At 59.2% G+C, this 18816-nt stretch carries 17 protein-coding genes; 3 read left to right on the top strand and 14 right to left on the bottom strand.

Annotated features, from left to right (window positions below; translation table 11 throughout):
- Positions 1-145: 145 nt before the first annotated feature.
- Positions 146-1792 carry a glucan biosynthesis protein gene (locus tag Enr8_RS19885; protein ID WP_146434843.1) on the bottom strand — a complete coding sequence of 549 codons (1647 nt, stop codon included), beginning with the start codon at positions 1790-1792 and terminating at the stop codon, positions 146-148.
- Positions 1793-2405: 613 nt separating this feature from the next.
- Positions 2406-3413: a Gfo/Idh/MocA family protein gene (locus Enr8_RS19880; protein WP_146434841.1), complete on the bottom strand. Its 1008-nt coding sequence runs from the start codon at positions 3411-3413 to the stop codon at positions 2406-2408.
- Between the two features lie 394 nt (positions 3414-3807).
- On the opposite strand from Enr8_RS19880, the gene Enr8_RS19875 reads away from it, so the two are divergent.
- Both Enr8_RS19875 and Enr8_RS19870 read left to right on the top strand, forming a co-directional pair.
- Positions 3808-4260, top strand: coding sequence for a thioredoxin family protein (locus Enr8_RS19875; protein ID WP_146434839.1), 453 nt, complete (start codon positions 3808-3810; stop codon positions 4258-4260).
- A gap of 21 nt (positions 4261-4281) precedes the next feature.
- The gene (locus tag Enr8_RS19870; RefSeq protein WP_146434837.1) at positions 4282-4959 is read left to right on the top strand and encodes a TIGR04283 family arsenosugar biosynthesis glycosyltransferase; all 678 of its coding nucleotides are present in this window, start codon (positions 4282-4284) and stop codon (positions 4957-4959) included.
- Positions 4960-5171: 212 nt separating this feature from the next.
- On the opposite strand, the gene Enr8_RS19865 is transcribed toward Enr8_RS19870, so the two are convergent.
- Both Enr8_RS19865 and Enr8_RS19860 read right to left on the bottom strand, forming a co-directional pair.
- Positions 5172-5699: a chemotaxis protein CheX gene (locus tag Enr8_RS19865; protein ID WP_146434835.1), complete on the bottom strand. Its 528-nt coding sequence runs from the start codon at positions 5697-5699 to the stop codon at positions 5172-5174.
- A gap of 273 nt (positions 5700-5972) precedes the next feature.
- A complete protein-coding gene (locus Enr8_RS19860; RefSeq protein ID WP_146434833.1) occupies positions 5973-8003 on the bottom strand; it encodes a sigma 54-interacting transcriptional regulator in 2031 nt (676 codons plus the stop codon).
- A 386-nt stretch (positions 8004-8389) separates the two neighbouring features.
- Here Enr8_RS19860 and Enr8_RS19855 point away from each other — a divergent pair, with 386 nt between their 5' ends.
- The gene (locus tag Enr8_RS19855; protein ID WP_146434831.1) at positions 8390-9748 is read left to right on the top strand and encodes a DUF1598 domain-containing protein; all 1359 of its coding nucleotides are present in this window, start codon (positions 8390-8392) and stop codon (positions 9746-9748) included.
- 56 nt (positions 9749-9804) lie between these two features.
- Here Enr8_RS19855 and Enr8_RS19850 read toward each other — a convergent pair whose 3' ends face one another.
- The 10 genes from Enr8_RS19850 to Enr8_RS19805 form a co-directional block, all read right to left on the bottom strand.
- Entirely contained in the window at positions 9805-10416 is a 612-nt protein-coding gene (locus tag Enr8_RS19850; protein ID WP_146434828.1) for an amino acid kinase family protein, read from the bottom strand.
- 7 nt (positions 10417-10423) lie between these two features.
- Positions 10424-11434, bottom strand: a complete 1011-nt coding sequence (locus Enr8_RS19845; RefSeq protein WP_146434826.1) for a hydantoinase/oxoprolinase family protein — start codon at positions 11432-11434, stop codon at positions 10424-10426.
- Positions 11435-11456: 22 nt separating this feature from the next.
- Positions 11457-12443 (bottom strand): ATP-grasp domain-containing protein, encoded by a 987-nt coding sequence (locus Enr8_RS19840; protein ID WP_146434823.1) that lies wholly within the window; start codon positions 12441-12443, stop codon positions 11457-11459.
- A gap of 254 nt (positions 12444-12697) precedes the next feature.
- Positions 12698-13018: a metal-sulfur cluster assembly factor gene (locus Enr8_RS19835; protein ID WP_146434820.1), complete on the bottom strand. Its 321-nt coding sequence runs from the start codon at positions 13016-13018 to the stop codon at positions 12698-12700.
- A gap of 18 nt (positions 13019-13036) precedes the next feature.
- The gene (locus Enr8_RS19830) at positions 13037-13351 is read right to left on the bottom strand and encodes a non-heme iron oxygenase ferredoxin subunit (protein WP_146434818.1); all 315 of its coding nucleotides are present in this window, start codon (positions 13349-13351) and stop codon (positions 13037-13039) included.
- Between the two features lie 18 nt (positions 13352-13369).
- A complete protein-coding gene (sufD, locus tag Enr8_RS19825; RefSeq protein WP_246120160.1) occupies positions 13370-14689 on the bottom strand; it encodes a Fe-S cluster assembly protein SufD in 1320 nt (439 codons plus the stop codon).
- Between the two features lie 107 nt (positions 14690-14796).
- On the bottom strand, positions 14797-16212 hold the full coding sequence (gene sufB / locus Enr8_RS19820; protein WP_146434814.1) for a Fe-S cluster assembly protein SufB: 1416 nt from the start codon (positions 16210-16212) through the stop codon (positions 14797-14799).
- Positions 16213-16273: 61 nt separating this feature from the next.
- The gene (sufC, locus tag Enr8_RS19815) at positions 16274-17095 is read right to left on the bottom strand and encodes a Fe-S cluster assembly ATPase SufC (RefSeq protein WP_146434812.1); all 822 of its coding nucleotides are present in this window, start codon (positions 17093-17095) and stop codon (positions 16274-16276) included.
- Between the two features lie 78 nt (positions 17096-17173).
- Entirely contained in the window at positions 17174-17773 is a 600-nt protein-coding gene (locus Enr8_RS19810) for an NADH-quinone oxidoreductase subunit B (RefSeq protein ID WP_146434810.1), read from the bottom strand.
- 142 nt (positions 17774-17915) lie between these two features.
- Positions 17916-18635 carry a helix-turn-helix transcriptional regulator gene (locus Enr8_RS19805; protein WP_146434808.1) on the bottom strand — a complete coding sequence of 240 codons (720 nt, stop codon included), beginning with the start codon at positions 18633-18635 and terminating at the stop codon, positions 17916-17918.
- Positions 18636-18816: the final 181 nt, after the last annotated feature.

Raw genomic sequence — 18816 nt, 5'->3', positions numbered from 1 at the left:
TTCTATCGGCCGCGCGTGTACCGTTTGAGCGTGCGCCCCGCCTATTTGCTGCATACCAAGGCTTGATGCCTCTTGCGGCTGCGCCGCCCAGGTAGCAAGATCTACCTGGGCTAACCATCGATCCGTCCGCAGCGCATTGCCCGCGTTACGTCTTCGCTTCGTCCCACAACTCGGGCGCCAGCTCTTTCAAGTTGCTGGGCGGGGTCCATTGATAGAGCCAGGTCTCGCTTAGCGTGTGATCTTCGCTCTGGAGATAAAGCCGGATGTTGATCGGCTCGAGACTGGTGTCGGTCGGCTTCAGATCGAACATCGCTCGATAGCCGCTGACGCCGTCGCCGTTCAGGTCGAACAGCGGTCGCGCCGAGGTGATCTCAACCTTGCCGCGCGACGCTTCGATCACCGGTTCGACCTTGGCGTCTTTGGGCAACTTATCGAGCGTGCCGCGGGCGAAGTCGATCGCAAACCGCCACGAGAAATACTTCCGCGGTTGTCCGACTACGCCGCCAATGCCAGTTCGGGTCGCCCGGACGATCGCGCCGGTCGGCTTCGCCGGCGTCGTCGCGCCCCAGGTCAACTTGTAACCAAATTCGACCTCTTGGCCGGGCTGCGGTTTCTCGGTCGGGTTCCAGAAGGCGACGATGTTATCAAACGTTTCGTCGACGGTCGGAATCTCGACCAGCATCACGGAGCCTTTCCCCCAGCCTTTGCCATCGGCGCCCAGTTTCGGTTCGACCCAGACGCTGGGCCGCAGGTCGTAGAAGACGCCGTCATCTTGATAGTGGTCAAAGTCATGATCGCGCTGCAGCAAACCAAAGCCGCGCGGGTTGTCGTCCATGAACGAATTGATTCGCACCCCTTCTGGATTGACCAACGGCCGCCAGATCCATTCGCCGCGGCCGGTCCACATTTGCAGTCCGTCGGTGTCATGAATCTCGGGACGCCAATCGTTCGCCATCCGCTGATCGTTTTCGCCATACTGGTACATGCTGGTCAGCGGCGCGATCCCGAGCCGCGCGATCTCTTTACGCGGGTAAAGCGCTGCGTCGATGTCCATCACAAACGATTCGCCCGGCGTCATCAAGAAACGATAGGCGCCGCTGACGCTGGGAGAATCCAGTAAGCCGTAAACCGTCACGGTCTTTGAGCCCTCGGCCGGCTGCTCAAGATAGTAGGCGATGAAGTTGGGGAACTCTTCTGGGTATCCCATGCCGCAGTCGATCGCCAGACCGCGGGCCGATTGACCATACTGCTTGTCGCCGCCGACGGCGCGAAAGTAACTGGCGCCTTGGAACGCCGCGACGTCGCGCATCCAGTCGCTCTCAAAATTCAAGCGGAAGCCGGCAAAGCCAAGATCGGGCGGCAGCGTTTCGGGACTGACGCCGCTCTTGTCGTAGTCGAACATCTCGGCGTCGTAAGCCAACTCTTGCGCTTGACCGTCCTTCACTTCAAACATGCGGACCGGCGTCTTGATCGTGAAGCCGAGATGAAAGAAGCGGGCCTGGAACGCTAGGTCGTCTTCTCGCCACAACGATTGCTCGTCATCAAAGCGGATCGACTGCCACTGGTCCCAATCGAGCTTGGCGATCGGCTCGGGCAGTGTATCGCGGGGGGCGACATATTCTTGGCTCGCCAACTGGCGGGCTTGCTTCTTCAAGGCGTCAAAGCTGAACGCTTGCGGCTTGCCAAGCGGCTTGAGTCCCGCATGGGCGGCGGCGTCCAACAGCGATGTCCAAGGGAGCGCGGTAGCGGCAAGGGCGGCCGCAGCTTTTTTTAACAGTTCTCGTCGTTGCATGTTCCAAAGATCCGTACAAAGCGGAAGTTGAGCGGGGAAGGATTTGAGCTGACCAGATTTTGGCGATGGCGATTTTCAGACGTTCGGCAATTTGCTGAATCGGTCGTGGGTTCGGCCCAAGAATGCCCACGACGAAAATCGCCAGATGTATTGTTAGAGCGTTTTTCTGATAGCTGTCGCGTTTCTGGCGTTAGCGAGGCAAGCTGGTCAAGGCGACCGAAGCAGGCGAATCCTCAAGATTCGTCGATGCAGGTCAACGCCGACCAGCGCGGCCGCAACCAGCCAGAACGCTAAAGATTGAAGAAAACCGCTCTAGCGTTTACGAACGCCAAAAAGAAAAGGGTTACTCGTTAGCAAATTTTTGCGAAAAAAACGGCCCGCACTTTTCGGGGAGAGAATCCCCCTTTCGCGATGCTAGCAGTCCGTTGATTTTCTCAACGGGCTGCTGGATCGCAGGGATGCGATCCCAAAATAGCGACGGAAGTCGTTATTTTGCGAGCCGCGAAGAGCTATGCTCTGAGCCTGGCGAGGTTGGAAAATGCCACGAGGGCATTTTTCAACAGGCAGCTAGAAGGGAGAGCAGCGGATCCAATGACCTGCCCAATGGTGCCCATTAGGCGGAGGCGATCGCTACCCGGGTCCGCAGTTCGTTGCTTTCGTCGGCGGCCCGCATGACTCGCAGCGCACAGTCGACGTCGTTCAGACAGCTGGTGTTGCGGAGCAAGCTGGTGACGCTGCGGTGAAAGAGGCTGAGCATCTGTTCGCCGACGGGTCTTTCGTGATCGAGCGACTCCATGTGCCGCCCGGCCTCGTCGAACCAGATCAACGTCGAGGGGAGGTCGACAAACGCGACGCCATTGGCGCAGCAAACCTGCAGTGCGGCGGGAGGTCGAAACGACGACGCCTCGGGCCAGCGATGTTGCAAGTAACTGCCGGCGCTGATTTGAGCGATGACCGGAGCGTCGCCGCCGGGCGAATCGAACTCCACGCTCAGCATCTCGTAGTCGAGATTGTTATCGACGTCTTTGCGATGCTGCACGCCGAAGACCGATTGCGGTTCGGTACCGACGACATAACGGCACCAATCGACCAATTCGGCGACGTGCCGTTTGACGGGGCGCTGGCCAAAGCGATCGGCGGCGCCATTCTCGGGCTTGCGGATCCGCTCGTGGCAGAAAATCAGCTGCGGGGCGCCCAATCGCGTGGCGATCAGCTCTTTCAGACGAATCGTCGCTGGGCTATGACGTCGCGGAAACTCGGCCATGAAGGCGATGCCGGCCTGATCGACCGAGTCGCGAAGGGTCGCCGAGTTGGCGCCTGCAATCTCCAGAATAGAGGTGCAGTAAAAGGCTTTTCCTTCGTTGCAGGCGGCGATCAAAGGCTCGACGCCATGCCACTGCGGTCCCAGCATTAAAACTGCTTCGATTTCGGGCGCCGCGACCAGCTTGCGGAAACCGTTAACCGCCCGCGCGCCGATCTGGCGAGCGGCATTTTCTGCTCGTAGCGACACTTCATCGCAAATCGATTCGACATGAAATCGATCGCCAAGAGCCAGCAGAGCAGGGCGGTGACGAGAATCCCATTCTGGCCCTAGCCCGATTACACCCACTCGCAGACGCATGTATCGGCCGTTAAGAATAAAACTAAAATGTTCCGCTGCTTAAGGATAGCGATTTCGCGCAGCCAAGCAATGGTTGCGCTGTGGCAGCACCCCAAAAGTGCGAATACGGGAAATACGCACTTTTTTCTAAAGAGTGGGGTAAGGAAGTCCTTGCAGGTTGTAGAGTCTTGGTTAAACTGTCCCGTTAATCGTGACTTTGGATGACCCAAACCCCTGTCGCAGGAGCGCAGCACGGTTTCCCCTACCTTGGGCATGGGAAAGATAGTTCGTTCGCTACCGATTCTGACCGACCGCTCCTGGGCGACGTTAAGCGATTCGCAGCATCTTTTTCTCCCCGCCGGTACACTGCCTCGATACCGTTGCGCCATGCGGACCACCCACAAAGGACTTTCCTATGCATGGCGTCGTTCTCGCCGTTCTTTTGCAGGCCACCATGGCTGGTGGCAAACATGACTACAACGCTGCTTTCAAGTCGGCGGACGAATCGGGCAAGCCCCTTCTGATCCTCGTTGGAACCAACTGGTGCCCTGGCTGCGTGACGATGAAGCGTTCGGTCATGCCGTCGCTGCTTCGCAAGGGCAAGCTCTCGGAAGTCGCCTACGCCGAAGTTGACGCCGACTCGCAATCGGGTCTGGCCGGCAAGCTGATGCAAGGCGGATCGATTCCGCAGCTGATTCTGTACCGCAAGACCAGCACCGGCTGGCGTCGCAAGCTGTTGATTGGCGCCCAGTCGGAAATGACAGTGACGACCTTGGTCGATCGCGCCGTCGAGCAACAGGCCGCTCTCCAGGCCGAATCTGCCGAGCAATCGGTCGTGACCGCTTCGCACGTCGAAGCCGCCGAGTAGGCGAAACGAAAGAAACGCGTAATGCGCGTTTCCGTCATCATCGCGGCTTTGAACGAACAAGCCAACATTCGAGCCGCGATTGACTCCGCCCAGCAAGCCGGCGCCGACGAGATCCTCGTTGCTGACGGCGGAAGCGCCGATGACACGGTTCGCTTAGCGACCTCTTCCGGAGCCAGCGTCGTCACCTCTCTCCCAGGGCGCGCGATTCAACAAAACGCAGGCGTCGCCGCATCCAGTGGCGACGTTTTGCTGTTCTTGCATGCCGATTGCCGGCTTTCGCTCAGATGCATCCCCCAGATCCGCGAGCTGGATTGCCGTTTCACGTTCGGCGCGTTTCGCCAGAAGATTGACGCAACGCCGCTGATCTATCGCCTGGTCGAACGGGGCAATGATCTCCGCGTCCGTTGGCTTGGCATGCCCTACGGTGATCAAGCGATCGCCGTCCGTCGCGACACGTTTGAGGCCGCCGGTCGCTTTGCCGAAGTGCCATTCTTAGAAGACTACCTGTTGTCGCAAACCTTGAAGCGGCGACACTGGCCAACGCTCTTAAGAGGCCCGGTCTACACATCGGCTCGCCGCTGGCAACAGCGGGGAGTGGTGCGGCAAACGCTGCTCAACTGGCGTCTGATCGCAGCATATCGTCGCGGAGTCCCCATCGAAGAACTGGCGAAACAATATCGTCGGCACGATCAGAAGTAGGCCAACCTCAACAAGTCTAGCCGCGAAAGCTCCGCTTTCGCGGCCGACAAAGTCGGCAGGAAGCATCACGCCGCAGTTGGAATATTGCCGGCGGAATACTGGTCGTTTGATCTAGCTGCCTGTTGAAAAATGCCATCGTGGCATTTTCCAACCTCGCCAGGCTCAAAGCGTAGCTCTTCGCGGCTAACCCAGGTGGGAAAGCGTTGCCGAATTTACAGACGCAAGAACGACATGCTGACGCTCATCAGGCGATCTTCCAGCATCACCGCGTCGGGGTCGTTGTGTTCAAACGTGGCGCTGACGAACTCGAGCCCGCGGGCGAACGCCATTTGGTAACCTTCGCCGACGATCACCGACGGCACCGTGATTCCCTGGAACGCCCAAACCGTCTTGGCCAGCTTCGACTTAATGCCGCCGCAGATGATGTTGGTGATTTCGCCGGCGCCGTCGACCACTTGCGAAGTCAGCCTGCCAAACTCGTCCTGCAACAGTCCTTCGACCGCTTTGATGACCATGCGCTCTGACATGTTGATCGTGATAAAGCCGGAGACCTTTCCGTGGACGCCGATGATGCCGGTGACCAGTCCTTTTTCACCCATCGGCACCGCGGCGACGCCGACGCAACGGGCGGTTGTGTCGCACATCGTCAGTGCTGCGCCGACCGAATCGACAACCGCTTGCGTCAAAACCGGATCGGTACAAGTGAAGCCGGACGAGGTCATAATTTCCGCTGTCGCCATAATGGTTCGCCGCTATCGTGGTCCATTGGTATGTCACCCAAGGGCGACCAGCGTAGTCGCCCGATTCCAGAGAAATTATTCGCCACAATTTTGCGCCATTCGCGAGAAATAACGTTCCGCGTCTCTTTTTTGAAACGTTGCCGCCTCACCAACGCGACGAACCTGCCTAACCGGTACAACCGGAACGCAACTGCCTCTATCAGCCGACCAAGCGGTTTAAGCCGACGCGTTGCGATTTACCGCTTACCGCCGTCAGGGACGCAGCGCCGCTGCTTATCGCTGCACGGTATTGGGTCGCAATTGATAGCGGCGAATCTTGCGATCGAGCGTCGATCGTTCGATTCCGAGAATGCCGGCCGTCCGGCTCTTGTTCCAACCGGTCGACTCCAACGTCAGCTGAATGTGCCGGCGTTCGACTTCGGCCAGCGAGGCCGGTTCGTATTCGTCCGAGAGGGAGATATTGTCAGCGGTATCGCCGGACGTGGCTAGGTTCGAGAGGGCCAGGTCTTCGACGTCGATCCGTTCTCCCTGCGCCAACACGACCGCCCGCTCGATCACGTTCTTTAGTTCGCGGACGTTGCCGGGCCAGCGATACTGTTTCATGTGCTCGTAGGCGGCCTGCGTAAAACCAAGCAACTTGCGGCCGGTCTCGGCGTTGTATTTCTCGAGGAAGTGGCTCGCTAGTTCGACGATATCTTCGGGACGTTTGCGGAGCGGCGGTGCAATGATCTCTACCACGCGGAGCCGGAAGTAAAGGTCGCGGCGGAAACGTCCCCGCTCTACTTCTTTCTCCAGATCGCGGTTGGTCGCGGCGATCACGCGTACGTCCACTTGTACCGGTTCGCTGCCGCCGACGCGTTCGAACGGATGCCCTTCGAGCACGCGGAGAAACTTGGCCTGGATCGCCTCGCTCATTTCGCCGACTTCGTCCAACATCAACGTGCCGTTGTGCGACGCCTCGAACTTGCCCATCTTGCGATCGGTCGCGCCCGTAAACGCGCCGCGCTCGTGGCCGAACAATTCGCTCTCGAGCAACGATTCGGATAGAGCGGCGCAGTTCAAGCAGACGAATGGTCCCTTTTTCCGCGGACTGGCGTAATGAACCGCGCGGCCGACCAGTTCTTTACCGACGCCGCTTTCGCCGCAGATCAGTACCGTTGCGCGACTTGGCGCCGCCCGGGCAATCTGTTGTTGCAGCGACATGATCAGCGGACTGCGGCCAACAATCTGACTTTCGGCGCCCAGCTTCTTGCGCAGCTCGTCGATCTCGACCTGCGTTTGCGAGATCGTCTCGGTCAGCTCCAATTGCCGGCCAAGATTCTTCAGCGCCAGCGCCACGTTGTCGGCGACCGCCAAGGTGAATTCGAGATCATCCGGATCCGGTATTCGGCCGGCGTCGGTCGAATAGAGATGGACCACGCCAATCGTGCGGCCATCTTGGCGAATCGGAGCGCACAGCACGCTGGTCGCGTGGATATCTCCCTTGCTGTCGCGAATGCCGAACCGGCTGTCATCCATCACATTGCGAGCCAGCACCGCTTCTCCTTCGCGAAGCACGGTGTTGGCGAGAAACCGCGAGACGCGATGATACGACGGACCTTTGTCAGCCCGCGAGGCGATCAGTTCCAGGTCTTTTTCGGTGGCGATCCCGCGATGATTGCGAGGCAACAGCAGCAACGCGCCGGCGTTGATGCTGGTGCACTCGAACAACCCTTCCAGCGCCAAGTTGGCGACGGCGGTAATGTCGGTCTGGTTGGCCAGATCAAAGGCCAACTTGCAAAGCAATGTCGCCGCTTTGCCAACCTTCGGAATCGTCGAGGCGTCGACGCTCTTGTTGGACTCGGCCTTCAGAAACTTCGTTTCGCCGCGGCGATGGGTGATCGTGGTCGGTTCGACGATGTCCAGAACATGCTCTTCGTCGAGCGTCTGAAAGATCGAAGGATCGCTCTCCGGCATGTCGTTGAACAGGTGCGAGCTGCTGCCGGAATGGTCGGGGAAGGCGGTGTTGAGGTCTTCGACGAACGCCAATTGCATGCTGGCGATTCGGATGACCTGGCCAAAATCGAGCTTCCAATCCCCACGAATGGGGTTCTCGCCAACGACGGTTCCGTTGCGGGAATCAAGATCCCGCAGGATCCATTCCCCCTCGGAGAGGAAGATTTCGGCGTGATAGCGGCTGCAACGATCATCCTTGATCACAATTTGGTTGGTCGGCGCACGCCCAATTGTGACGGTGTGCCCCGGTACAAGCCGGAAAACATCGGTCCAATTGGAACCTTCTCGGATAATTAGAAAGGCGACCATTAGCGTTTAAAACGGCGTCCCTTGTCGTTCTTTTTGTCGTAAACTGCTATCAATATTAAACTTAAGCCCTCTCACGAGGTCCCCGTCGGCACTGAAAGCACTGGCATATTAAATTATAGGTAACATCCGCGTCCAAGGACGAGGCGGTAATTTCGATTCGATTAATTCAAATCCGTAGAACTTGGGCAAGTTGGTGGACGTTTTCTTGCAAACTTGGTAGACCGGAACTATCGTAAGTTTGTGTAGTTTCTTGCCATCACGCTGTTTACGGCGTTGCGGGCGACACGCTCTTCCGCTTCCTATCTGGGGTTTCTCCCGGAACCAATACGCAAGTCAGACGCTTTGGGTGCACGTCATTTTCGCCAGCATCCCTCAGGAGTTTCGCAATGATTCGGACCGTGAGCCACTTTTCCACTAAGTCTCTGCTATTGCTCGTCGTTGCGGCGTTGACCTTGCCGACGACCACATTCGCAGGGCATCAGACCTTCCGCTCGAACTCGGTCGGCGGTATTTCGATTGACGCCCAAGGGGTTGTCAGTCTCGCTAGCGTCGATTCGCAGCGGATGCTGCGAGCCGAGATGATGAAAGCGCTGGAGAAGGCTCCCGGCGAACTGAACGCTCCTGTCCCGATGCGAAAGGTTTCGCTCCGCGGACTGAATGCGGCCATCAAAGACGCTCAAGAGAATAATTTAGGCGTTTTGCCCGACGAAGTGAAATACCTCGCCGGATTGCAGCGAATTGAGTATGTCTTCGTCTATCCCGAAGAGAACGACATCGTCCTGGCCGGACCGGGCGAAGGCTGGACCGTCGACGAGTACGGCACCGTCGTCGGCGTCACTACCGGTCGCCCGGTGTTGCTGCTGGAAGATCTGGTCGTCGCGCTGCAGACGGTCGAAAACGCTCGCACCGGCGGCATCACCTGCTCGATTGACCCGACCCAACAGGGCCGCGTCAACTTCCAACAATACATGAAGAACGTCCGCCAGTTCTCGCCGCAAGCGGTCCGGGGAATTGAAGCCGCGATGGGCATGCAGGACGTCACCGTCCACGGCGTGCCGCAAACCAGCCACTTCGCTCGCGTGTTGGTCGGCGCCGACTATCGCATGAAGCGGATCGCCATGGGTCACGACAAGTCAGGCGTCCGCGGTCTGCCGAGCTTTGTCGACATCGCCTCGGTTGGCGCGTTGCAAGCCAATGCCGCTCCCCGTTGGTGGTTGGCCTGCAACTACGAGCCGCTCGCCAAGAGCGAAGACGGTCTGGCTTGGCATCTGCGTGGCCCGGGCGTCAAAGCGATGACCGAAGACGAAATCATCACCGAAGACGGCAAGGTCGTGCAGACCGGTAAGGAAGGCGCCGTCGCCAAGAAGTGGGCTGACCTGATGACCACTCAGTACGAAGAGCTGTCGGGCGAAGACAAGATCTTCGGCGAACTCCGCAACATCATGGACATGTGCGTCGTCGCCGCGTTGATCTCGAAAGAGAACATGCTGAAAAAGGCCGACCTCGAACTGCCGATGATGGGCGAATCGACCAACTCGATGACGCAGCAAGAGTACTACGCTCCCAAGAACGTCCCCAGCATCGTCAGTGCCCTGAAAAAGGGTCGCAACTGGGTCATCACTGTCTCGGGCGGCGTCGACATCAACTCGTGGGCGGTCGCCGACAACAACGAAGCGGTCGCCACCATGCAGCCGCTGCGTGAGCAAAACGCCAAGACCGGCGGCGCCACCTGGTGGTGGAACTAACGCAGGTCGCTGCGAAACGACTTACGAAAAAGGCCGCGTGCAGACGCGGCCTTTTTTCATGCGCGGTGGTCGTCGTATTCCGGCGCTCGCAGGTTTACCCAGCTAACGTCTAAACTTGCCGACAGTTTGGCGAACTGGGCGTCGACAATTCCATCCCCGGACCATTCCCATTTGGGCTTGGCAGGCTGATCGCGTGACTTCGCCAGGACAAACGAATCGGCGTGCCATTTACGAGCCAAGACCGCGGCGATCGAATCGCTGGTTAATGTCCAATCGAGCGTCGCCTCCGTCAGACCCGGCTCGATCTTGCGCACCCAATAGTCAATCGCATCCCAGACGCCAACGTAAGTCGAAGAGCACTCGTCACTGGCTACTATCGCCAACTTAGACCGGACAGCGTCAAACCCGCTGACGAACGCGGCGTTCGGCATAAGGAGCGAAAGAGCGTAAGCCGAAAGCGACATGCTATGCATCGCCAGACGATGAGAATCGATCGAGTCGAGCTGGTGCCAACAATCAAACTTGCGTACCCCATCGGTGAACATCCCGCCGCCGGCGATCAGCACCGTCGGCTTCGGCGGCTGCTGCGATAGCCACAGATTGAGCCGACGCCCCAGGTCGGGCAAGTCAAACAGACTCCCCCCCAGTTTCACCACCCGCAGGTTCATTGCGGCGTTACCAATTCTCTTCGGCGTAAACCGCCAGGGCGAAGGCGGGGCCGCAGCGGGCGGCCCGATCGTTGATCAGGTCCGACAGGTAAATCTGCTGCGAGCTGACGCCGACGGCGTCGAGAATCGCTTCGGCCAGAAAGTCGCCATGGCCGGAGATCACCACCAGTTCTGGCGACAGCGAATGGGCGCTTATCGCATGTTGCCAGCGAGCGGCGGCGAACTTGACCTGTTTGCGGAACAGTTCGCGAGCCATCTCGTTCACTTCGGTCCAGGTCAGCTCTTCGGCGTCAGCGCAAACCATGCGAGCCAGCCGCGACTTGGCGAATTCGCGCGTCGCCGGGCGGCCGTCGGCTGTCTCATGATTTTCGGTCGCTTCGTCGATCTGCCCCATCACCAGGAAGATGTCGAGCGACGTAGCGAACAGCTCGGCCGCCAAGGGGCACTCTTCCCCCCGCAGCTGCACCGTTTGCGCCATGGCACAAATCGGCGTTCGCTCAACGCCGGAGTAGACCAGCTCGCCGGAGAGAAGCCGCTCGGGATCGGTCCGGCCGACGTTGGCCAGCTTGCCGTTGCGGATCGGTACGAAGTCGATCGTCGTCGAGCCAACGTCGATGACGGCGCCATCTCCGGTCGCGGGGAAGTGGCGGCAGGCGTAACTGCCTAAGGCGTGCCAGTTGGACGCGGCGGCGTCGAGCGGTCGTTCGGCGGCCCCAGAGACGGTCGCCAGTTCGCCGGTGGTCAGGTAGACCTTAATCTCGCTGTCGTCGAACACGCTTTGCACGGCGGAGAGGATGCAGCGAACTCCCTCCTGCTTGGTGCCGAAGCAATCGGCCAATTCGCCGGTCATGGTCAGCGCGACCCGCTCGAAGACGGGCGAGTGCTCGCGAACTTCCTTCAAGATCTCAGGCAAGTCATCGCGGCGTTTCCAGAGCGGAAATTCCATCGAATCGGCGTATCCTGCAGCGTTGGCGAACTTGATGTTCGCGCCGCCAACGTCGAGAGCAAGTACCGGCATCAGTCGTTCACCGTAGACGTCGTCAAAGGTCTAAGTCGTACGCCTCGCTCGAAAACTGCAGCTCGATCGCGTCTCCCATGGCGAAGGCCAACATCGCCGCCGACAGGTTGCCGCGACAAAGGCGACGCAATCCAAAGAACGAGGTGGTCAGACGTGGATTGATCTCAATGGCGAAATCATCGCCATCTTTCGCGCCCAGAATCATATCAACGCCGATATAACCCCGAAAAGGCGGCAGAGCCGTGGCGGCCTGCTTGGCTAGTGCCTGAGCACGCTCCGTTAGATCGCCCGAAAGCGGCCAACATCCTCCACGATATTGAAATCTGTTACATGGATCAATCTTCTGCGTCCCAGGAGGGAGACAAACGATCTGTTTTGCGTCACTTAACAGCGCGCAGCTGGCGTGCAAGCCTTCACAGTAGGTTTGAACAATAGCCTCGGCGGCGCCGTCGAATTTTTCTCCAGAATCGTAGAAATCGATCGCCTGAGATCCGGCGCCGTCCCGCGGTTTTCGCACCCACCGCGACGTTTTGCCTGCGGATGTCGCATCAAACTCGCTGGCCAACCAGGTCGGCGGCGTCGGTACGCGGGCTCGCGTCCAGCGGCGATAGGTGTTCCATTTGTCCCCAGCGATCGCGGTGAAGTCCGATCCTGGACTAACCAGCCGGGCAGGGCCAGCTTCGGCCCAGAGAACGCGTTCCAGCAGCAGGGCGCCAAACTCCGGCGCGATCACCAGCACCTCGTCCGCCGCTTCGCAGGCCGCGGCAAACGCCGTCTTCTCGGTGTCGGCCGAGTCAATCACCGTCTCTTCGCAGCCGGGCTTCGCCAGCGGAGCGAGTCGCTGGTCGCGGAGGAGCGAGACCTCGACGCCGACATCCAACAGATCGTCGACCACCGCCGACCGCATCAACGTTCCCTCGTCCAACAGCGAGCCGCTTGGCTCCGGAGCGCCCGGCATGGCGAAGAGACCGCCGGCGGTGATGAACTCGTAGACGAAGACGCGCGTCACGGGTGAGCCTTTTTGCGAGTCAAATCTCGGTACCGCGGCGGGTGGTTGGCCGCGATAGCTCCGCTATCAGGGCCGACGTAGTCGGCAGGAAGCATCGCTCCGCGGCGAAAAGTAAACCGGAGGACGTTTCGCGTTAGGCAGGTGGAGCCACCCCGCCGCATCTGACTTCGACCTGATGCTTCCAGCGGCTGCGCCGCCCCGATAGCAAAAGCTATCGCGGCTAACCGTTGGATGCTATACGAGGGCGATCGGATCTAAAAAATCCCCAGCTGATCCCGGGCGTCTTCGGTCATGCGATCGGGAGTCCACGGCGGCTCCATCACGATCTTCACTTCGACTTCGTTGACTTCTTCCATCTGGCTGACGAACTGCTTGGTTTGGCCAATCAGTTGTGGGCCGGCCGGGCAGGCAGGGCTGGTCATCGTCATCTCGATGAAGACGTTCGACTGCTCCGAATCTTCGACCGGCTGAATGTCGATCACATAGACCAGACCAAGATCGACGATGTTGACAAACAACTCGGGGTCGATCACTTTGCGGATTTCTTCGCGAACGGAATCTTCGCTAATCGCCATCGTATTGCTCTCTCCTAGTTAACTACGAAGCCGAACCCAAACGGCGTCGTCTTCAACTTTCACTTCGTGGCATACGGTCGGACGCGTGGCGGGCATCGACAGAGCCGCGCCGGTCCGAATGTCAAACTTGGCGCCATGTCGCGGACACGCGATCGTACAGCCTTCGAGACGACCATCTCCCAGAGGACCGTCGTCGTGCGTGCAGACGTCGTCCAGGCAAGAATACTGCCCGTCGACATGAAACACGACCACGATCTGATCTTCGACTTCAAATACCTGTTTGCCAGGATCGGCAATTGCATCGGCCGCCGCGACGCGAACAAACTCAGACATAGCTGGTTCCGAGCCTTTCTATTCGTATTCGCGAACGCGAACGGCGATCGACTTGCCAAGCGCTTCTCGCACGCTTTCGACCGGAATCCGATCAAAGACCTGCTGGAAGAAGCCGATCACGATCGCCCGGATCGCTTCGTTCCGCGTGAAGCCGCGGCACTGGGCGTAGAAGATTTGCTCTTCATCTACTTGCCCGGTCGTAGCGCCATGCGTGCAGCGCACGTCGTCCGCTTCGATCTCCAAGCCGGGGATCGAGTCGGCGCGGCAATGTTTGGTCAGCAGCAAGTTGTCGTTCCGCTGATAGCCGTCGGTCCTTTGGGCGCCTTCGTCGACTTTGATCATCCCCCGCCAAACGGTGCGCGAGCGATCTTGCAGCGCCGCTTTGTACAGGAAGTTGCTGTGACAGTGCGGGGCCTGGTGATGTTGGAGCGTGTGATACGAGAGGTGCTGACGACCTTCGGTGAACATCACGCCGTTCACTTCGCACTCGGCGCCTTCGCCGACCAGGCCGACGTGCTGATTGACCTTCGACAGCTTGCTGCCGAGCGCGCCAATCGTCCACTGGATATGGGCGTCGCGATCGACGACTCCCTTTTGGTGGGCGAAGTGCCAGACGCCGCGGCCCCAGTTCTGCAGGTTAACGTAGCGGAGACGAGCCCGCGGATGGACGAACAGCTCAATCGCCCCGCAGTGCATTCCCGGCGAGGTTTCGTCGACGCTGGCCGTCTCGTTCAGCATGGTCGCTTCGGCGCCTTCTTCCAGGATCACCAGCGTGTGTCCCAGATCAACGCCGCCGGCGCCCATCAGCGACAACGCGTGCAGCGGCTTCTTCACAACCACACCGCGCGGCACGTACAGGACTTGCCCGGTGGTGAAGAAGGCGGCGTGCAGGGCCGAGAACTTGTCGAAGTGGGGATCGACCGCGTGACAGAGGTGCTCGCGAATCACTTCGCCATGCGACTCCAGCACTTCGGCAAAGCTGCCGAAGACGACCCCTTGCTGCTTGAGTTCGTCGCTCAGCTCCGACGAAATGGTCCGACTGTTGTACGAAACGACTCGACCGCCCAGGTCGACCCCTGCGGTCAGCAAGCCTTCCGGCAGGTCGGCGGGAATTTCGGAAAGCTCAGCCGGCGGCTCGAAGTTGTCGAGATGGAAGGTGCGAATGTCGGTCCGCATCCATTCTTCTTCTTTGCGCGACGGCAACGCTTTTTCGCAGAACGTTTCAAAAGCGGCGCGGCGCAAATCGACCAGCCATTCCGGCTCTTGTCGTGCGGCGATCAATTCGTCGAGCGCGGCGGCGCTAAACTTGGCGGAATCAGTCACGGCGGTGACGCCCATCGTCATAACTCTATTGCGGTAATGTCTCAGTTAGGAAACAGTTTCGGCCGGACCCAAAGGCAGCGGACCCGGCCGAACTGCGATGATTTTCTCAGCTGGAAGCGGTCTTAACCGACCGAACCTTCCATCTGCAGTTCGATCAGGCGGTTCAGCTCGACGGCGTATTCCATCGGCAGCTCTTTAACGAGCGGCTCGATGAAGCCGTTGACGATCATGGTGCTCGCTTCGGCTTCGCTCAGACCGCGGCTCATCAGGTAGAAGAGCTGCTCTTCGCCGATTCGCGACACGCTCGCTTCGTGCCCGATCGAGACGTCCGGTTCGGCGATCTCGATGTAGGGATAGGTGTCGGTGCGGCTTTCCGGATCCAAGATCAACGCGTCGCAGACGACGCTGCACTTCGAGTTCTTGGCGCCTTCTTCGACCTTCACCAAACCGCGATAGCTGCCGCGTCCGCCATCCTTCGAGATCGACTTCGAGACGATCTGGCCGGTGGTGTTCGGGGCACAGTGGACCAGCTTGGCGCCGGTGTCTTGATGCTGATCTTTGCCGGCGAAGGCGATCGACAGGATCTCGCCGCGAGCCCCCGGCTCCATCATGTAAACGGCCGGGTACTTCATCGTCAGCTGGCTACCCAGGTTGCCGTCGACCCATTCCATGGTCGCGTCCTGATAAGCGACGGCTCGCTTGGTTACCAGGTTATAGATGTTGTTGGCCCAGTTCTGGATCGTCGAATAACGACAACGCGAACCCTTCTTGCAGACCACTTCGACCACGGCCGAGTGCAAGCTTTCGGTCGAGTACATCGGGGCGGTGCACCCTTCGACGTAATGAACCTGGGCGCCTTCGTCGACGATGATCAAGGTCCGCTCAAACTGGCCCATGCTTTCGGCATTGATGCGGAAGTAGGCCTGGAGCGGGAAGTCGATCTTCACTCCCTTGGGAATGTAGATGAACGATCCGCCCGACCAGACGGCCGAGTTGAGGGCGGCGAACTTGTTGTCGTCGGTCGGAATGATCTTGCCGAAGTACTCGCGGAGCAGTTCGGGATGTTCGCGAACGGCGGTGTCGGTGTCGGTGAAGAGCACGCCCTTCTTCGCCAGATCTTCCTGCAGCGAACCGTAGACCACTTCGCTCTCGAACTGCGCCTTCACGCCGGACAGGAACTTGCGTTCCGCTTCCGGAATGCCGAGCCGCTCGAAGGTGTCTTTGATTTCCGCCGGAACGTCGTCCCAGGTTCGCCCCTGGTGATCGGTCGGCTTCAGGTAGTAATAGATGTCCTGGAAGTTGATGTTGATGTCGCCGCCCCATTTGGGCATCGGCTTCGCGTTGAAGACTTCCAGCGCATCGAGACGGAACTTCCGCATCCAATCAGGCTCGTTCTTGATGTCCGAGATCTGATTGACCACTTCGGCGTCGATGCCCTTGCGGGCTTTGAAAACGCCAGCGGTCTCGGTGCGAAAGTCGTACTTGTTGATCTCGCCAACGGGAGATTCAACCGCATCAGACGTAATATCAGTCGCCATATGCTCGCTCTATATTCTTTCTTGAAGTCGCATTTGCCAGGGGGAAACGAAGACGGCCTCGTTAGCCGGCGACTTGCGTTTCTTCTTCATTCATCTCTTGCTCGATTTCGGCCGCTTCCGGATAGGCTTTGCGAATCCGGTCGTAACCGTGCGAATGCAATTCCTTCGCCAGTTCGACGCCGCCGGTCTCGACAATTCGGCCGCCCAGCATCACGTGGGCGAAGTCGGGCGGATTGTGTTCCAGCAGCTTGTCGTGGTGGGTGATGATCAGCAGGCCCATCTCGGCGCCGCCGATCTCGGCGATGCTCTGGCTGGCCAGACGCACGGCGTCGGCATCCAGACCGCTGTCGGTCTCGTCCAGGATCGCGAACTTCGGCTGCAGCATCGCCAACTGCAGAATCTCGGCACGCTTCATTTCGCCGCCGGAGAAACCGTCGTTGACGTAACGGCGGGCGAAGTCGAGATCCATGTGGAGCTGCTTCATCTTGGTCTTCATTTCCTGGCGGAACTCCCGCATCGGAATCAGCTCTTCGCCTTCTTTCCGCTCAGGATTGCGAACGTTGGTCGTCGCGTGACGCAGGAAGTCGGCCAGCTTGACGCCGGGGATCGACATCGGACGCTGGAAGGCCATGAACAGGCCGACGCGGGCACGCTCGTCCGCTTCCATCTCCAGCACGTTCTCGTCATTCAGCCAGATGGCGCCACCGGTCACTTCGTACTTGGGGTGCCCCATGATCGCGTAGCCGAGGGTGCTCTTGCCGGAACCGTTCGGTCCCATCAACGCGTGCGTTTCGCCCCGACGAATCGTCAGGTTCACGCCGGTCAGAATCGGCTTATCTTCCACGGCGACATGCAGGTTTTCAATCTTTAAAACGTCAGTCATGCTCGTCTCAATCAATCCCATTCACACTTCGCCCCAACGGCGAGGCATCGTAACTTTTTGCCAGGCCAACCAGGTTGGTTAGCTCTTGGTAATCTTCTGGTGATCGGTCAGGGGAGCGTCGCCGCCGGGAGCGTCGACCCATCCGCTGTGGTGCGGAATCGGCAGTTCGTCTTCGACTCGCACGCCATTCCGCTTGTTGATTCGTTTTCCCTTGATCTTGTCCTGGATCCGCATCAGCCCTTCCAGCAGCGCCTCGGGCCGCGGCGGACATCCCGGCACGTACACGTCAACCGGCACGACTAGGTCCACGCCTTTGACGACGTGGTAGCCATACTTGAAGTATGGCCCGCCGCCGACGGTGCAAGCGCCCATCGCGATGACGTACTTCGGATCAGGCATCATGTTGTATAGGCGACGCACTCGGCTCGCCATTTTGTAAGTCACCGTGCCGGCGACGATCATCAGGTCGGCTTGTCGCGGGGTCGCCCGAAACGCCCCGGCGCCAAAACGATCCATGTCGTATCGACTCGCCCCCGCCGCCATCATCTCAATCGCACAACAAGCCAGACCGAACGTCATCGGCCAGATGCTCGATTGCTGCGCCCAGTTGATCGCCTGTTCGAGCGTCGTAAACACGACGTTTTCTTCAAAGCGACCTTCAATCCACGGCTTCGTCATCACAAGCTCCGTCTGTAAGACCAGGCAAGACCCGCAGCTAGCAGATCACGCCGCCATCCTACACCGCCGGGGGCTCAACCGTCAGGTCTTCACCACAGCCAACTGCCGAGTGGCTGGCAACTGCCGGGGGTTGGGATCGGGCTTACGACAACTCAAATCTGCAACAATTGTCGCCGTTCAGACGACACTCTCCCAGCCGCACGTCGCTTCCCAGCAGTTCGCCGAACATGATCTTCTCCATCGCGCAGACGGACTGATCAATTTCGGCCAAACCGGGGTAGGGACAGGCCAGAACATTCAGCACCGGGAGTTCCCCCTCGTGCTGTTCTACTTGTATGGGGATGCGGCGTTCGCCGAAGATGGCGGCCACCCGCTGGACTTTTTCTTCCAGCTCGACCCCTTTCAGCTCTTCCGCATATTGGGCGACCAGGCGTTCCGAAATCCGCTGCAACAGCCCGCGGCGAACATCCGGGTCTTTGATCGACCGCACTTCCTGCCACAAGGCAACCGCCAAATCGGCAAAGTTGCCCCCACCCTTACGTTTCCCCTTATCGGTCAAACGATAGTGGTGGATCGGCCGGCCGCGGCCCGACTTCTCGGCAAAACGCTCAACATAACCCTGTGCCATCAAACGATTTAGGCGTTGACGCACCGCAGTCGCGGTCACTTCCAGCTCGGTCGCCAGCTCCGCAATCGTCATATGCGAGGTCTGCCGTAGCAGGTCAACCAACACGATGTCGGACGGAACCACTTCCTGCGCCCAATAGGGATCGCTGGCAGGTTGTTTGGCCTGCTCGGCTTTTCCCGCGTCGGGGCTGGTCGACGCTGTGGGGCTGGTCGAATTGTGGTTATTGTCCGCCATCTATTTTGTTTCCTCTGTAGGCCATCTTATTGATTATCGCATTTTTGACAACCATATGTTTGAAAATTCGCGGGGAGCCCAACTTTGCGACGTAACCGGTTGACAGACAATTAGTTAAAATGGTAGAACCTTTTCGCCCTTACCCCACATGCGCAGATCCCCCTTATCACTAACGGCTAAA

This window comes from Blastopirellula retiformator, assembly GCF_007859755.1.
In the GTDB taxonomy this organism is placed as follows: Bacteria; Planctomycetota; Planctomycetia; order Pirellulales; family Pirellulaceae; genus Blastopirellula; species Blastopirellula retiformator.
Note: the sequence above shows the minus strand (reverse complement) of the source record. Positions and strands in the feature narration are given on the sequence as shown.

Bases quoted from the DNA above. Each gene is read 5' to 3' on its own strand.
- Enr8_RS19885 (WP_146434843.1), bottom strand. From the start codon at position 1,792: ATGCAACGACGAGAACTGTTAAAAAAAGCTGCGGCCGCCCTTGCCGCT.
- Enr8_RS19880 (WP_146434841.1), bottom strand. From the start codon at position 3,413: ATGCGTCTGCGAGTGGGTGTAATCGGGCTAGGGCCAGAATGGGATTCT.
- Enr8_RS19875 (WP_146434839.1), top strand. From the start codon at position 3,808: ATGCATGGCGTCGTTCTCGCCGTTCTTTTGCAGGCCACCATGGCTGGT.
- Enr8_RS19870 (WP_146434837.1), top strand. From the start codon at position 4,282: ATGCGCGTTTCCGTCATCATCGCGGCTTTGAACGAACAAGCCAACATT.
- Enr8_RS19865 (WP_146434835.1), bottom strand. From the start codon at position 5,699: ATGGCGACAGCGGAAATTATGACCTCGTCCGGCTTCACTTGTACCGAT.
- Enr8_RS19860 (WP_146434833.1), bottom strand. From the start codon at position 8,003: ATGGTCGCCTTTCTAATTATCCGAGAAGGTTCCAATTGGACCGATGTT.
- Enr8_RS19855 (WP_146434831.1), top strand. From the start codon at position 8,390: ATGATTCGGACCGTGAGCCACTTTTCCACTAAGTCTCTGCTATTGCTC.
- Enr8_RS19850 (WP_146434828.1), bottom strand. From the start codon at position 10,416: ATGAACCTGCGGGTGGTGAAACTGGGGGGGAGTCTGTTTGACTTGCCC.
- Enr8_RS19845 (WP_146434826.1), bottom strand. From the start codon at position 11,434: ATGCCGGTACTTGCTCTCGACGTTGGCGGCGCGAACATCAAGTTCGCC.
- Enr8_RS19835 (WP_146434820.1), bottom strand. From the start codon at position 13,018: ATGGCGATTAGCGAAGATTCCGTTCGCGAAGAAATCCGCAAAGTGATC.
- Enr8_RS19830 (WP_146434818.1), bottom strand. From the start codon at position 13,351: ATGTCTGAGTTTGTTCGCGTCGCGGCGGCCGATGCAATTGCCGATCCT.
- sufD (WP_246120160.1), bottom strand. From the start codon at position 14,689: ATGGGCGTCACCGCCGTGACTGATTCCGCCAAGTTTAGCGCCGCCGCG.
- sufB (WP_146434814.1), bottom strand. From the start codon at position 16,212: ATGGCGACTGATATTACGTCTGATGCGGTTGAATCTCCCGTTGGCGAG.
- sufC (WP_146434812.1), bottom strand. From the start codon at position 17,095: ATGACTGACGTTTTAAAGATTGAAAACCTGCATGTCGCCGTGGAAGAT.
- Enr8_RS19810 (WP_146434810.1), bottom strand. From the start codon at position 17,773: ATGACGAAGCCGTGGATTGAAGGTCGCTTTGAAGAAAACGTCGTGTTT.
- Enr8_RS19805 (WP_146434808.1), bottom strand. From the start codon at position 18,635: ATGGCGGACAATAACCACAATTCGACCAGCCCCACAGCGTCGACCAGC.